Raw genomic sequence first — 14,470 nt, 5'->3', positions numbered from 1 at the left:
GAATCCAGGAGCGATCACTCGAAAGAGTGCGCGGCCCGGCCGGTGAACCCCCGGCTCGGGCCGCGCGCCCGCCACCTGCGCGGTGTCCGCCCTCGCGTCAGCAGTGGTGCTCCACGAGCGGGATCCGCCCGTTGGCGCCGTTCGCGAAGCCGACCGCCCACAGCTCGCCGTCCGGCGCGGCCGCGACGCCGCCCAGGACGGTGTCTCCGGCGCCCGGGTCGGGCGCCCCGACGGAGCGCCAGGTGCCGTCCGCGCCGAGCGCGGCCACCAGCGGCGTCTGGTTGCCGGACGCGGCGTCGTACCAGCTGCCGACCAGGTACGGCACCCCCTGCGAGACCGCCACCCCGGTCACGTTGCTGAAGCCCGAGCCCAGCCCGGCGGGCTGCCGCGCCGACCACCCGCGGCCGTCGAAGTGCACCACCAGCGGACGCGCCCGGTGCCGCGCGTCGTCGCTCTGGCCGACCGCCCACACCTGTCCGCCCGCGCCGAGCGCGACGCCCTGCAGCAGCGCGCCCGTCGTCCCGGCGGCCGGGACGTCCACCGCCGACCAGCGGTGCCCGTCGTAGTGCTCGACCAGCGGCGTGTCGCCGCTCGCGCCGTCGCGCTGGCCGACCGCCCACACGTCGTCCGCGCCGCGCGCGGTCACGCCGTAGAGGTGGTCGCCCGTGCTGCCCGGGTCCGGCACGCGCACCACCGACCAGCCGCGCCCGTCGTCGTGCTCGACCAGCGTGCCGAAGGAGCCGTCCGCGTTCTCGCGGTCGCCGACGGCCCACACGTCGTGCGCGGAGACGGCGGTCGCCGCATAGAGGGTGTCGTGCACGGAGCCGAGCGTCGGCAGCGTGACGGGCTGCCAGGCGCGCCCGTCCCAGGACTGGACCAGGCTGTGGGTGCGGTAGTGCCCGTCCGTCGCGACGCCGACCGCCCAGGCGTGCCCGGGGACGGCGGCGACGCCGAAGAGCGTGTCGAAGTTCGGGCCGACGTCGCCGATCGGCGTGGAGGTCCAGCGGGACCCGTCGAAGTGCGCCGCCTTGTTCAAGGTGGCGTCCTGGTTGCTGCCGGAGGTGTCGGGCATGAAGTTGCCGACCGCCCAGACGTCCGTCGGTGACACGGCGGCGACGGCCCCGAAGGAGTTGTCCGTGGTGCCCAGCATCGGCGCGGGCTGCTCGGTCCAGCCGCCGCCGGACGCGGTGTCCGTCGTCATCGTCACCGGCTCGGTGGGAAGCGGCGAGGGAGTCGCGTACGCCGGGACCGGCCGCGACCGGAACGCCTGCGCGGGGGAGCCCGCGCCGGCCACCGCGAACAGCGGCGCCATCGCGGCGGTGGAGGCGTCGCAGGAGTGCTGGAGGCAGGCCACGCCGAAGTCGTCCTGAAGGGTGCGCAGCAGCGAGTAGTGGCTGTACGCCGTCGGGTCCTGGACGTGCCGGGGGCCGTGGCTGGTGACGACCACGTCCACCGTCCGCCCGCCGCCCGCGCCGCCGTTGTCGTCGCCCTCGTCGTAGACGATGTCGATGGCGTTGTTCCCGCGCGCCCAGAACGAGGCGCCGGTGATCTGCGCGACGAGGCTGCCCAGTTCCGCGTCGCCCTGGGCGACCAGCCGCTGGTCCTGCGGGTCGGAGCCGCCGGTGGTGCCGGAGTCGATGCAGAACGGCGGGTCACCGTGCTGGTCCTGGCACTCGCTCGGGATCACGTAGCCGAAGGCCGGCACGTGACCGCTGCTCAGGTCCCGCGTCAGCTGGTCCAGTGGGACCTGCCCGGCGCGGTCTGCGGCGTTCCACGAGGAGGTGAAGTTGGTGATCCCGTTGTGCTTGGAGACGTACAGCGGGTCCTTGTCGGGGGAGCCGTTGCAGTTGGCGGGGTAGCAGATGCCCTGGTAGCCGGGGTGCGGCAGGTCCTGAAGGTACGCCTTCCAGCCGACGTGCGCCCGGTCCAGCTCGGTGATCAGGCTGGGCGCGCCGACGCTGTTGACGTAGTACGGGTTGTCGTCCTGCACGCCGAAGGTGCTGCCGCCCAGCATGGCCACGTAGTTGGGCTCGCTGGGGTGGGTGACGGCGCTGTAGTTCGTCGCTGAGCCGTAGGTCGCCGCGAGCGCGTTGAGGTTGGGCGCTGCGGGGTTGCCGATCACGTCGGTGTAGCCGTGGTTCTCCTCGACGACCACGAACACGTGGTCGTAGTGCGGTGCGCCGGGCGCGTGCGGAGCCTGGGCGGGGCCGTGCGCGGACGCCTGCGGCGCCTGCAGCAGCCCGGCGACCACCGCGCCGGTGGCGCACAGGGCCGCCAGGGACCAGGTGCGCGCTTTCGCAGCGGGCATGGGTATCGATTCCCTTCCGTGCCGTCGGATGCCGTGCCGTGCTGTCCTGTGCAGGGAACGTGCGACGTGCGCGACGTGGGAGCCGTCCCGCGCCGCGAGGACGGGGAACTCGCCTCGCGATTGGGCATCATGACGGTGCGAAGGGTCGCCGCGGGCGGCCGGGGCGCGCCCGGGCGGCGAACTCTTCGTAAACGCAGGGGACGTGCCCCGCAGGGAGACCGGCCCTCGGCCCGGTCAGCCCATCCAATCGAAGGTGTCCGGGTCGGGGCCGATCCGGCCGCCGCGGTCCAGGGTGGCGATGGCCGCGAGGTCCTCCGCGTCGAGGGCGAAGTCGAAGACGTCGATGTTCTGCCGGATCCGCTCCGGGGTCACCGACTTGGGGATGACGAGGTTGCCCAGCTGGAGGTGCCAGCGCAGCACCACCTGCGCGGCGGTCTTGCCGTGCTTGGCGCCGATCGCGACGAGTGAGGAGTCCTCCAGCAGGCCGCGTCCCTGACCGAGTGGGCTCCACGCCTCCGTGGCGATCCCGTGCCGGGCATGCAGGGCGCGCAGCTCGGTCTGCGGGAAGTACGGGTGCAGCTCCACCTGGTTGACCGCGGGAACCAGGCCGGTCTCGGCGAAGAGCCGCTCCAGGTGCTTGGCGTTGAAGTTCGACACCCCGACCGCCTTGGCCCGGCCCTCGGCGGCGATCTTCTCCAGCGCCCGCCAGGCGTCGACGTAGTGGTCCCGGGAGGGGACCGGCCAGTGGATCAGGTACAGGTCGACGTAGTCGAGCCCGAGGCGCTCGAGGCTCGCGTCGAAGGCGCGCAGCGCGTCGTCGTGTGCGTGCTCGGTGTTCCACAGCTTGGTGGTGACGAACAGGTCCTCGCGCGGCACTCCGCCGTCGCGCAGGGCGAGGCCGACGCCCGCCTCGTTGCCGTAGATCGCGGCGGTGTCGATGCTCCGGTACCCGGCGCGCAGCGCCTCCGCGACGACGACACGGGCCTCCGCGTCCGGTACCTGCCAGACGCCGAAGCCCAGCTGGGGCATGGTCAGACCGTTGTTCAGGGTGATCGTCTGCATGACGACCAGTCTGCCAGCGCGCTCCGGCGCCCTGGCACTGCCGCGCCGCCGAGCCGTCCGCCGAGCCGTCACCTTACCCACCGGTCGTTCGCCAGGGCTTCGTCTTTCGGTCCCCACGCGGTCTTGAACCGTTACGGCTCGACTGTGAACAATCCTCCGGGGCGGCACGAACTTGTCCAGACAGGTTGGTGATCCGCCCGGACCCGAAGCCGGACGCGCCAACCCACCGGAGCCGACATGTCCTCGCTCAACCGCCGCCGATTCCTCCAGCTCGCAGGTGGAACCGCGGCCGCCACCGCGCTCTCGCAGAGCATCGCGCGCGCCGCGAGCATCCCCGCGAACCGCACCACCGGCAGCCTGCGCGATGTCGACCACATCGTCGTGCTGATGCAGGAGAACCGGTCCTTCGACCACTACTTCGGCACCCTGCGCGGCGTGCGCGGCTTCGGCGACCCCCACCCGGTGACGCTTCCCTCCGGCAAGGCCGTCTGGTACCAGAACGACGGCGGCGCCGCCGGCGGCAAGGACGTGCTGCCGTTCCACCCGGACGCGCCCGACATGGGCCTGCAGTTCCTCGAGGACCTCCCGCACGACTGGAACTCCACGCACGGTGCGCTCAACCACGGCCGTTACGACCAGTGGGTGCCCACCAAGAGCGCGACGTCCATGGCGCACCTGACCCGTGACGACATCCCCTTCCACTTCGCCCTCGCGGACGCCTTCACGGTCTGCGACGCCTACCACTGCTCGCTGCTGGGCCCCACCGACCCGAACCGCTACTACATGTGGACGGGCTACACCGGCAACGACGGCAAGGGCGGCGGCCCGGTCATCTCCAACGCCGAGGCCGGGTACGCCTGGACCACCTACCCCGAGCGCCTGGAGGCGGCCGGGGTCTCCTGGAAGATCTACCAGGACGTCGGCACCGGCCTGGACGGACCCGGCTACTGGGGCTGGACCAGCGACGCCTACATCGGCAACTACGGCGACAACTCGCTGCTCTACTTCGACCAGTACCGCAACGCCAAGCCCGGCGACCCGCTCTACGACAAGGCCCGTACCGGCACCAACGCGAGCGCGGGCGACGGCTTCTTCGACGTGCTGCGCGCCGACGTCAAGGCCGGCAACCTGCCCAAGGTCTCCTGGATCGTCGCGCCCGAGGCCTTTACCGAGCACCCCAACTGGCCCGTCAACTACGGTGCCTGGTACCTCTCCCAGGTGCTCGACGCGCTGACGGCCGACCCGGAGGTGTGGAGCCGCACCGCGCTGCTGATCACCTACGACGAGAACGACGGCTTCTTCGACCACGTCGTCCCGCCGTTCGCGCCCGAGAGCGCCGCGCAGGGCGCCTCGACGGCCGACATCAGCCAGGAGCTGTACACCGCGGGCGGCGGCTCTGTCACCGGTCCCTACGGGCTCGGGCCGCGCGTGCCGATGCTGGTCGTCTCGCCGTGGAGCACCGGCGGTTACGTCTGCTCGCAGACCTTCGACCACACCTCGATCATCCAGTTCATCGAGCAGCGCTTCGGTGTCCACGAGCCCAACATCTCGCCCTGGCGTCGCGCGGTCTGTGGCGACCTGACGACCGCGTTCGACTTCCGCCACCACCGCACGGGCACCCCGGCGCTGCCCTCCACGGCCGCGTACGTGCCCAAGGACGCCAACCGCCACCCCGACTACGTGCCCACCCCGCCCGCCAATCCGGCGCTGCCGACACAGGAGCCCGGCACCCGTCCGGCCCGCCCGCTGCCCTACGACCTCTCCGTCGACGGCTCGGTGGACGCGCAGGGCGCGCTGACGCTCGCCTTCGCCGGCCACGGGCGCGCGGGCGCGCAGTTCCTGGTCACCTCCACCACGCGCACCGACGGCCCGTGGAGCTTCACTGTCGAGTCCGGCCGCAGCCTGTCGCACACCTGGACCGCGCCCGCCTCCGGCCCGTACGAGCTGACCGTGCACGGCCCGTCGGGCTTCCTGCGCCAGTTCCGGGGCGAGCCGAGCGACCGCGGCATCGAGGTGACGGCGCGCCACGAGGGTGCCTCGGGCCACCTGCGGCTGACGCTGACCAACCACGCCGGCACCCCGCTGCGCGCGGTGCTGGTCGACGCCTACGGCAGTCGGCACGGTGCGACGGTGCAGCTGCGCCCGGGTGCGAAGGTGGAGTACTCCATCGACACCGGCCGCACCTCGGGCTGGTACGACATATCCGTCCTGACCGAGCAGCACCCCTCGGCCCTGCGCCGTCTGGCCGGCCATGTCGAGACCGGCCACGCCACCACGAGCGACCCGGCGATCGGCCGCAGCTGACACTCCATCGGACGCGAGCGACGCGTCCGGCGCGTCCGGCGCGCGAGGCCCCGGCGGTTCGCCGGGGCCTCGCGGCGTTCCGGTGACGGCGTTCCGCCGTTCGGGCGGACGGCGTGTCATGAATCGCGTCAGGACTCTTGCTCTCTGCAGAACCAGTGGGTAACTTCCCGGCCAGTAACTTAGCGGAAACGTGCGCGACACCGGCCGGACGACCGGGCGTCGCGGCGTTTTCTCCTGTCACGGCCCCACCCCCGGTTCAAGGAGACCCCGCATGTCGCTCACCCCCCGTTCGCGTCGCCTCGCCGCGGCCGTCGCCGCCGTCAGTGCCGTCGCGGGTGCCGTACTGGCGCTCCCGGCGCAGGCCCAGGCCGACTCGTCGGTCAACTACGTCGCGCTCGGCGACAGTTACAGTGCCGGCTCGGGCATCCTGCCGCTCGACCTGAGCGCGCCGCTCGAGTGCGCCCGCTCGTCCCTGAACTACCCCCACGACCTGGCGAACAGACTCGGCCTCGACCTCGACGACGTCACCTGCGGCGGCGCCAAGACGCAGGACTACAGCGGCTCCCAGTATCCCGGCGTGGCCCCGCAGCTCGACGCGCTGAACGACGGCACGAACCTGGTCACCATGACCATCGGCGGCAACGACAGCAACACCTTCATCGACGCGATCCTCGCCTGTGGCTCGGCCGGTATCGCCACGCTCGGCTTCGGGCACCCCTGCCAGAGCATCTACGGCTCCACCTTCGACAACACGATCGACACCACCACCTACGCGTCCCTGGACGCGACCCTCGCGGCCGTCAAGGCCAAGGCCCCGAACGCGCGGATCGCCATCCTCGGCTACCCGTGGATCGTCCCCGCCCAGGCGGTCTCCGGCTGCTACGCCAAGATGCCGATCGCCTCCGGCGACATCCCCTACCTGCGCGACCTGGAGAGCCACCTCAGCGCGGCGATCCAGCGTGCCGCGGCCGACAACGGCGTGACCTACGTCGACATGTCCGCCGTCTCCAACGGGCACGACGCCTGCGAGCCGGTCGGCACCCGGTGGATCGAGCCGATCCTGTTCGGCACCAACTACGTCCCCGTGCACCCCAACGCGACGGGCGAGCAGGCGATGGCCGACCAGACCGCCGCGACCCTCGGCCTCGGCTGAGCGCTGGGCGGCCTCGGCCGGGTAAACCGCTCGCCCAGGGCCGCCACCGCGTCTGTCCTCCCGTGGGTTCGCCGACCCGACCGCGTCGGCGACCCACCGAGGAGGAGCCCGCCATGGCCGACCTGTTCTCGCCCATCGAGCCCTACGACCGGGGCCTGCTCGACGTCGGCGACGGCCAGCGGATCCACTGGCAGGTCAGCGGCCGGCCCGACGGCAAGCCCGCCCTGGTCGTCCACGGCGGGCCGGGCAGCGGGGGACGCCGTGGCAAGGCGCGGTGGTTCGACCCGGAGGTCTACCGGGTGGTCCTGTTCGACCAGCGCGGCTGCGGTGAGAGCCTGCCGCACGCGGCCGACCCGGACACCTCGATGGAGCAGAACACCACCCACCACCTGATCGCCGACATGGAGCGCCTGCGCGAGCACCTCGGCATCGAGCGGTGGCTGCTGCACGGCGGCTCCTGGGGCTCGACGCTGATCCTCGCCTACGCCGAGCGGTACCCGGACCGGGTCTCCGAGATCGTGATCTGCGGCGTCACCATGACCAGGCCCGATGAGACCGACTGGCTCTACCGGGGCGTCGGCCGGTTCCTGCCCGGCCCCTGGGCCGCCTTCCGCGACGCGCTGCCGCCCGAGGATCGCGACGGGGACCTGCCGGCCGCCTACAGCCGACTGCTCGGCGATCCCGACGAGGCCGTCCGGATGAAGGCCGCCGTCGACTGGTGCGCCTGGGAGGACGCGGTCATCTCCCACGAGGTCCTCGGCAGTCCGGGTTCGTACAGCGCCAAGGCGGATCGCGACCTGGTCGCCTTCGCCCGGATGTGCGCCCACTACTTCTCCCACGACGCGTGGCTGGAGGACGGCGAACTCCTCACCGGCGCCCACCGCCTGGCCGGCATCCCGGGCATCCTGATCCACGGCCGTCTCGACCTCGGCAGCCCGCTCCGCACCGCCTGGGAACTCGCCCGGGCCTGGCCCGACGCCGAGCTGCAGGTCATCGACGACTCCGGCCACACCGGCAGCCCCACCATGGAACAGGCCGTCCTCGCCGCCCTGGCCCGCTACGGAGCACCGGAGCCCGGGAACTGACGGACTGACAGGTCCGATCCCGGAGCGCGCGCCGCCACTCGACGGAGTGGTTGCGCGTGTCTTGTCTGTGCACGGACCATTGCGCTGAGTAATGTCATGAGCGCGGAAAGTAATCAACCCTGCAAGGGAGTCCCCATGAAGCTCCGCGCCAAGCGTCTGCTCGCGGTCGTCCTCGCCGCCCTCGCCGCGCTCACCGTCGCCGCCGCACCGGCCTCCGCCGCGACGGGCGCGCCCGCCGCCCGTGCGGTCGGCTGGCAGATCCTCGTGCCCGACGCCCCCGGCGACCTGATCTACCGGGGGAGCTACGCAAGCTACTTCGACTGTGACGCCAACGGTGCCTACGGCGTCTACAACGGCTGGTGGACCGCCTACGTCTGCCAGTCCGAGGGCGGCAACGGCATCTGGGACCTCTTCGCCGGCTGACCGGCGCCCCGATCCCGTCGTGCGGCGCGGCGTGAGGGTGTCGCGCCGCACGACGTCACGAGTTCACCGACTGGCCGTTCGACGCTCACCCGAATCAGGAGGGAGCCCCTCCGGATCTCGCCTAGGGTACGGCGCGAGACGTGACGCGGAACCCGGACCACGGGTGTCGTCCACGTCCTGCCTCCCCTCCCGGACCCATCAGGTCGACGCCCCGGAAGTCCCGCCGGGGCGTCATCGTCGAGCGGAAGAACCATGCAGGCTCTGCAGCCCCCCTCGCCAACCGCCGCCCCGCCCACCCCGGCGCGCCCGCCCCTGCGCACCCGTCCGGGGATCCCCCCGGGCATCCCCGCGCAGCCCACCCGGACGGGCCGGGCTCGCGCCGGCGGCGAGAGCTGCGACGCCCACCCCGGCACGTCCGACCGGCCACTGCGCGCCCTCGTGGTCACCGGCAGCGTCGGCGCCGGGCACAACGGCGCCGCCGACGAACTGACCCGCCGACTGACCGCGCTGGGCCTGGACGTCAGCTGCCGCGACTTCCTCGACACCCTCCCGCGCCGTTACCGCCGTCTGCTGCAGGACGGCTACGAGTTCAGCGCGGGCAGGCTGCCGCGCTTCTTCGAGTGGCTCTTCCAGAACGAGGAGCACGACTCGGTGGTGCGCTCCCTCACGCTCCACCTGTGCCGGCTCGCCACCCGCGAACTCGGCCGCTGGACGGACGAGGGCTGGGACGTGGTCGTCACCACCTTCCCCTTCGCCGCCCAGAGCCTCGGCATGCTCACCGAGGACGGCGCCCTCCACGCCCCGACCGTCTGCTACCTCACCGACCCAGCCCCGCACCGCCTCTGGCTGCACCCCCGGATCGGCGTCCACCTGACCGTCACCGAGGCGACCGCCGCCGAGGGCACCGCGCGCTACGGCGTCCCCATGGCGGCGGCCGGACCGCTCACCCCGGAGCGCTTCGCCGTCCCGCTCCCCGCGTCCGATCGCGCCGCGCTCCGCGCCGAACTCGGCGTGGAGGAGGACCGGTTGATGGTCCTCCTGGTCACCGGGTCGATGGGCCTGGGCGACGTCACGGCGAGCGTCGACGCGCTGCGCGCGGTCGAGGGCGCGACCCCCGTCGTCCTGTGCGGCCGCAACGACCGGCTGCGCCGCCGGCTCGCCGCCCTCCCCGGCGTCGTCGCCCTGGGCTGGCGCACCGACGTGCCGGCCCTGATGGGCGCAGCGGACGTGCTGGTGCACAACGCGGGCGGCCTCTCCTTCACCGAGGCCCTCGTCGCGGGCCTCCCGGCGGTCAGCTACGAGGTCATCTCCGGCCACGGACGCGCCAACGCCGCCACCCTCGCCGCCGCCGGGCTCGCGCCCTGGCCCCGGGACCCGCAGGCCCTCGCCGACGCGCTCACCACCCAGGCCGCCCGCGGCCGCGTCCACCTGGACCCCCTGCCCGCACACCGTCAGGCGGCCCACGTCGTCGCCGACCTCGCCCGCGAGCACCGCGCCCGGCAGGCACCACGCCGCGCCCTCGGCCGCGTCACCTCCCGCTTCGCCTCACTCGCCCGGCGGGCCTGAGCCACGCCGGGGCCGCCCGCCACTCTGGCGCGGCGGTTCCGGCGCGGCGGCTGCGCCGGGTCGGTTCCCGGCCGGGAACCGACCCCGGGCGCATGCTGGAGCCATGACCGATGCCCGCCCGGCCCGCCTTCGTGTCGCCCACACCGCCGACCTGGACCCGGACGACCTCCTCGCCGCACGAGCCCTGCTGTACCGCGCCTTCGACGACATGACGGAGGACGACTGGGAGCACTGCCTCGGCGGACTCCACGTCCTGGTGCAGCGAGCAGACGGCCTCGTCGTCGCCCACGCGGCCGTCGTCCAGCGACGCCTGCTGCACCGGGGACGGGCCTGGCGCGTCGGCTACGTCGAAGGCGTGGCGGTGGAACCGCCGCTGCGACGCCACGGTCACGGCGCCGCCGTGATGCGGGAGGCCGCCCGCCTCATCTCCCGTGCCCACGAGTTCGGCGCCCTCGCCTCCTCCGACGAGGGCCTGCCCTTCTACCGCGCGCTCGGCTGGCAGCCCTGGCACGGCCCCACCTCCGCGCTCACCCCCACCCGCGGCGTCGTGCGCACCCCGGAGGCGGACGACTGCGTCTTCGTCCTGCCGGGAACGGCGCCGCTCGACCTCACCGACGAGCTCACCTGCGACTGGCGCGACGGCGACCCGTGGTGACCGGGCTCGGCTCCAGGGTCAGGTTCAGGGAGCGAGGCTCGCCCAGTGCCGTGCCTGCGAGTAGCTGAGGACCATCCACACCCACGGCGCCACGATCGCGACCGCGAGGCACACCGATCCCAGCACCCGTGCCGACCCGCGCGGCAGCCGCCCGAGTACCAGGGACGCCGCCAGCAGCACGAGCACGACAGCGGCCGCGACTCCTGTCGACTCCTGGAAGTAGTGGTCGAAATGGCGGCTGAAGGCCTCCGGGATGTCCCGGTCGCCGTAACAGACCAGCGGCATCATCGCCGCCACGAACCAGGCCAGGCACCCGGCCCCGACCGTGAGCACCAGACCGATGGGCAGCACGATCCGGGTGAAGGTCCCCTTGACCGGCTCGGGGGCCGCGGGGCGGATCCAGGGTGCGCTCGTCATGGTCCGAGTGTGGCGAGCGCGGCGCGCCGGGTTATCCGCTGCGCTACTCAGCCCGCGACGGTCGGCTACTCAACCGTCGCTCATCAGTAGACGAAGGGGATCAGGCGCTTGGTCCGCACCCGGTAGTCGGCGTACGCGGGCCCGAACGCGGAGAGCAGCAGCCGCTCCTCGGCGCCGATCCGCCACACGTAGGCGGTGGCGAGCAGCGCCGCGACGACCACCGTCGCGGGCCAGCTGCCCAGGCCGAGGGAGTAGCCGATCCAGACCATCAGGCTCCCGCAGTACCCGGGGTGACGGATCACCCGGTACGGTCCCTCCTGCACCACCCGCTGGTCCTCGACGGTGCGCAGCGTCCTCGTGTAGTAGCCGGCCAGGGTCCGCATCCCCCACGCCCGCAGCGCGAGCCCACCGACCAGCACGACGACACCGCACCACCGCACGGCCGTCGGCACCATCCCGACCGAGGCGGCTCCGAAGACCACGTTCACCACCACCGCGGCCACATAGGCCGAGATCAGCAGCCGCGTCGACCCCCGATCCCGCCGGTCCGCCTGCCAGCTCGCCGCGTCGGCGTCCTCCCGCCGCCGCAGGACGAGTTCGTAACCCACCCAGCTCAGGATGCCCAGCACGGACAGCAGTCCGGTCAGCTCCATGGAAAACGCTCCCCACACTCGACGACCACGGCACCTGCCTCCACGGTCCCCGAGCACCGCCCCGAACGCACCCAACCCCGGGTGGACCCACCGCCCTCCACCCCCGGGTGGAGCACCCGGGACGGCCGGCCACCGGACGAACCGGACTCCGCTCCTACGCGCCGGGGCCCAGGTGCAGCGCGTCGCACAGGCGCGAGATCGCCGCGGCCATCGAGATCGACATGGCGTCGTCCTGGGACCACCCCTTCTGCTCCAGCAGCGCCCACGCGTCGCCCGCGTTCCCGCGACGATGGAACCCGGTGCACGCGTCCCGTCCGGCCGCGAGCAGGACCGGTTGCGGGGTGTGGCCGGGCACGAGCCGGTGGTCGCTCCCCGCGTCGGTGGACCCGTCCTGGAGGGCCCGCAGGTACGCCGAGACCGTCACGGCGGGGACGGACGGCAGGGCCACCGGCGCGCGGCTCGGCACGGCGGGGGCGGGCGCCGCGTCGCCACAGCCCGTGCCGGCGGCGAGGACCGTCAGTGCGGCACCGGCGGCGACGATGATCGTTCTCGGCTTCACAGCGCGCAACTGTACGGCGGGTCCGCCCTCCTGGCGAAGCCTTTACGCCCAGGCCGGTCACCGGATGCGATCATCCAGCCGCGCGCCCACCCTGAGACCGTGAGCATCTTCTCGGCAGGGCAAAACGACTCCCGCATCGTGGTCCACCGCCCCCACACCGACGCCGCCGGCCAGCACTACCGGCAGGTCGACTTCTTCGGCCTGGAGGTCGGCCGCGCCTACGGCACGGAGGACGTGAAGGCCCTCATGGTCCGGTGCGGCATGGACCCCGAGCTGCTCGACCAACCCGGCGTCGTCGAGTGGTTCGGCGGCGGCCCGGAAATCTGGGACGAGCGTGCCTGATGTCCGGTGGCGGTACGGTCACCGCATGACGGAGCAGAGCGAGTGGACCTACGTGGTGACCGACATCGAGGTCGACGGTCCGTGGGCGGGCCCGAACTCCATGCGTTCGTTCGCGTCGGTCGCCACGACGATGGACGGGCGGACCTTCGGTGAGTTCGAGGCCGTGCTCAAACCCCTCCCGGGCTCGGCGCCGAACCCGCGCACGAAGGAGTGGTTCGATTCCGAGCCGGGCACCTGGGCGGCCGCGACCACCGATCCGGAGCCCGTTGTCGACGTCATGCGCAGGTATGTCGAGTGGGTCCAGGCGCTGCCGGGGCGGCGGGCGTTCGCCGCGGCACCCTTGTCGTTCGACGGCGTGTGGATCGACTACTACCTGCGCCGGTTCACCTCCTACGGGCTGCACCAGGGCCCGTACGAATCGGATCGCCTGTTTCACGGGCCGGCCCTGTGTCTGCGGTCCTACACGGCGGCGTTGACCGGCCGACCGCCCGCAGACCTCCCCGCACCGGAGCTGCCCTCGCACTGGCTCGGCGACGTGGAGCACACACACAAGGCGATCGACGACGCGCGCGGCTTCGCCAACCTGCTGCACTTCCTCGCACGGAACGCCGGAACACCCGTGATCACGTTCGACTCCCAGGCCTCCGACGGGTCCGCGGTCAGCTCGCCGACGAGCGCGACCTCGTCATGACGGGCTCTTCCCGCCGTGACGGCGTGCGCCGCAGACCCACTCCGCGACCATCCGCCCGACGATCAACAACCACGGGGCCAGGCCCAACGGCACCATCCAGCTCGCGTGCCAACCGGCCAGCGCCGCGAGACCCGAACCGAAGAGGCCCACACAAAGGACCGCGCCCAGCATGAACGCGATGGCGATGGCCCACTTCTTCGCACGCAGTGACATGAGCGAACTGTAGGCTCCGGAATCTCGATTGCCTGCACCACACCCGTGCTCACCGACACCTGGCGCCTGGCGTCGGGCGCGTTGCCGACACCGCTGTGAACGAGGAGACCGTCCCATGGAGCCCGTCACGTTGATCACCGGCGGCTCGAGCGGCATCGGTGCGGCCACCGCCCGTGCCCTGCTCAAGCGAGGTCACCACGTGGCCGTCACCGGCCGCGACGCTGATCGACTCGCCGCGTTCGCCACCTCCACCGCAGCGGGGGAGCGGCTGCTCACCCTCAGCGGTGATGCCGCCGACGAGGCTGATGTCGCCTCCGCCGTGAGCAAGGTCGTGGACCGGTGGGGCCGACTGGACACGGTGATCGCCAACGCCGGCTTCTCGCTGCCCGGCACCCTGGAGGACCACGACCCCCAGGCCATGCGCGGCATGATCCTCACCAACGTCCTCGGCCCGGCTCTGCTGGTCCGCGAGACGCTGCCGCACCTGAGGGCGTCCAAGGGCCGGATCGTGATCGTCGGTTCGGTCGCGGGCACCAGGAACACGCCGGGCAACCTCTACTCCGTCACCAAGTGGGCCGCACACGCCCTGGCGGAGAACGTCCGGCTCCTGGTGACCCAGGACGGCGTGGGCGTCACCCTTGTCGCCCCGGGTGTCGTGGACACCCCGTTCTGGGACGAGCGCGGTGGAAGCCCGCAGGCGGCTCCGACGCTGACCGCCGAGCAGATCGCCGAGGCGATCCTCTTCGCCGTCAGCCAACCCGAAGGCGTGGAGGTCAACCAGCTCGTCGTGCGACCGGCCGGCCAGGTCGGTTGATCTCACGACGAATCGCCGATCGTCGCCGGGCTCGCGGGTGGTGAAGACGTGGGTCTGTAGCGGTCCGCCTGGAGGCAGCCTCGTCATCGACGGTCGCCGGCCTGTACGCGCGCGAGGCGGGAAGCGGGGGCGGGTTCGTCTCCCGCTGCCTCCAGCGGATCATGCCGGCCACCGCCGGGTCACGTGGATCGGCACACCACCGGCGAGGCTGACCGAACCGCCCCG

At 72.6% G+C, this 14,470-nt stretch carries 15 protein-coding genes; 9 read left to right on the top strand and 6 right to left on the bottom strand.

Translation table 11 applies throughout. From position 1 onward, the window contains the following. Positions 1–97 precede the first annotated feature (97 nt). Both ABH931_RS21595 and ABH931_RS21590 read right to left on the bottom strand, forming a co-directional pair. A complete protein-coding gene (locus ABH931_RS21595) occupies positions 98–2,308 on the bottom strand; it encodes an alkaline phosphatase family protein (protein ID WP_370115661.1) in 2,211 nt (736 codons plus the stop codon). A 234-nt stretch (positions 2,309–2,542) separates the two neighbouring features. Continuing rightward, a complete protein-coding gene (locus ABH931_RS21590) occupies positions 2,543–3,370 on the bottom strand; it encodes an aldo/keto reductase (RefSeq protein WP_370115659.1) in 828 nt (275 codons plus the stop codon). A gap of 237 nt (positions 3,371–3,607) precedes the next feature. On the opposite strand from ABH931_RS21590, the gene ABH931_RS21585 reads away from it, so the two are divergent. The 6 genes from ABH931_RS21585 to ABH931_RS21560 all read left to right on the top strand — a co-directional run bounded on the left by ABH931_RS21585 (position 3,608) and on the right by ABH931_RS21560 (position 10,556). Then, entirely contained in the window at positions 3,608–5,674 is a 2,067-nt protein-coding gene (locus ABH931_RS21585; RefSeq protein WP_370115657.1) for a phosphocholine-specific phospholipase C, read from the top strand. A 271-nt stretch (positions 5,675–5,945) separates the two neighbouring features. After that, the gene (locus ABH931_RS21580) at positions 5,946–6,827 is read left to right on the top strand and encodes an SGNH/GDSL hydrolase family protein (protein ID WP_370115655.1); all 882 of its coding nucleotides are present in this window, start codon (positions 5,946–5,948) and stop codon (positions 6,825–6,827) included. Between the two features lie 113 nt (positions 6,828–6,940). Next, positions 6,941–7,912, top strand: a complete 972-nt coding sequence (pip, locus tag ABH931_RS21575) for a prolyl aminopeptidase (protein ID WP_370115653.1) — start codon at positions 6,941–6,943, stop codon at positions 7,910–7,912. Between the two features lie 135 nt (positions 7,913–8,047). Continuing rightward, positions 8,048–8,335: a hypothetical protein gene (locus tag ABH931_RS21570; RefSeq protein ID WP_370115651.1), complete on the top strand. Its 288-nt coding sequence runs from the start codon at positions 8,048–8,050 to the stop codon at positions 8,333–8,335. A 252-nt stretch (positions 8,336–8,587) separates the two neighbouring features. Then, positions 8,588–9,901, top strand: a complete 1,314-nt coding sequence (locus ABH931_RS21565; protein ID WP_370115650.1) for a glycosyltransferase — start codon at positions 8,588–8,590, stop codon at positions 9,899–9,901. Between the two features lie 103 nt (positions 9,902–10,004). Beyond that, complete coding sequence (locus tag ABH931_RS21560) at positions 10,005–10,556, top strand: GNAT family N-acetyltransferase (protein ID WP_370115648.1); 552 nt, start codon at positions 10,005–10,007, stop codon at positions 10,554–10,556. A 24-nt stretch (positions 10,557–10,580) separates the two neighbouring features. Here ABH931_RS21560 and ABH931_RS21555 read toward each other — a convergent pair whose 3' ends face one another. The 3 genes from ABH931_RS21555 to ABH931_RS21545 form a co-directional block, all read right to left on the bottom strand. Next, complete coding sequence (locus ABH931_RS21555) at positions 10,581–10,973, bottom strand: hypothetical protein (RefSeq protein WP_370115646.1); 393 nt, start codon at positions 10,971–10,973, stop codon at positions 10,581–10,583. An 83-nt stretch (positions 10,974–11,056) separates the two neighbouring features. After that, complete coding sequence (locus tag ABH931_RS21550) at positions 11,057–11,626, bottom strand: isoprenylcysteine carboxylmethyltransferase family protein (protein WP_370115644.1); 570 nt, start codon at positions 11,624–11,626, stop codon at positions 11,057–11,059. Positions 11,627–11,780: 154 nt separating this feature from the next. Then, entirely contained in the window at positions 11,781–12,185 is a 405-nt protein-coding gene (locus tag ABH931_RS21545) for a DUF732 domain-containing protein (RefSeq protein ID WP_370115642.1), read from the bottom strand. Positions 12,186–12,284: 99 nt separating this feature from the next. Between ABH931_RS21545 and ABH931_RS21540 the strand changes: the two genes are divergently transcribed. Together ABH931_RS21540 and ABH931_RS21535 are read left to right on the top strand one after the other, a co-directional pair. After that, positions 12,285–12,527: a hypothetical protein gene (locus ABH931_RS21540; protein WP_370115640.1), complete on the top strand. Its 243-nt coding sequence runs from the start codon at positions 12,285–12,287 to the stop codon at positions 12,525–12,527. Positions 12,528–12,552: 25 nt separating this feature from the next. After that, positions 12,553–13,218, top strand: a complete 666-nt coding sequence (locus ABH931_RS21535) for a hypothetical protein (protein ID WP_370115638.1) — start codon at positions 12,553–12,555, stop codon at positions 13,216–13,218. Here ABH931_RS21535 and ABH931_RS21530 read toward each other — a convergent pair. Further along, complete coding sequence (locus ABH931_RS21530; RefSeq protein WP_370115636.1) at positions 13,213–13,431, bottom strand: hypothetical protein; 219 nt, start codon at positions 13,429–13,431, stop codon at positions 13,213–13,215. The two genes, ABH931_RS21535 and ABH931_RS21530, sit on opposite strands and share 6 nt — an antisense overlap. A gap of 115 nt (positions 13,432–13,546) precedes the next feature. Here ABH931_RS21530 and ABH931_RS21525 point away from each other — a divergent pair, with 115 nt between their 5' ends. Then, positions 13,547–14,245 (top strand): SDR family oxidoreductase, encoded by a 699-nt coding sequence (locus ABH931_RS21525; protein ID WP_370115634.1) that lies wholly within the window; start codon positions 13,547–13,549, stop codon positions 14,243–14,245. Positions 14,246–14,470: the final 225 nt, after the last annotated feature.

Origin of the sequence: Streptacidiphilus sp. MAP12-33 (genome assembly GCF_041261265.1) — a bacterium.
Lineage (GTDB): Bacteria > Actinomycetota > Actinomycetes > Streptomycetales > Streptomycetaceae > Streptacidiphilus.
This window is presented reverse-complemented; position numbering and strand designations above follow the sequence as displayed.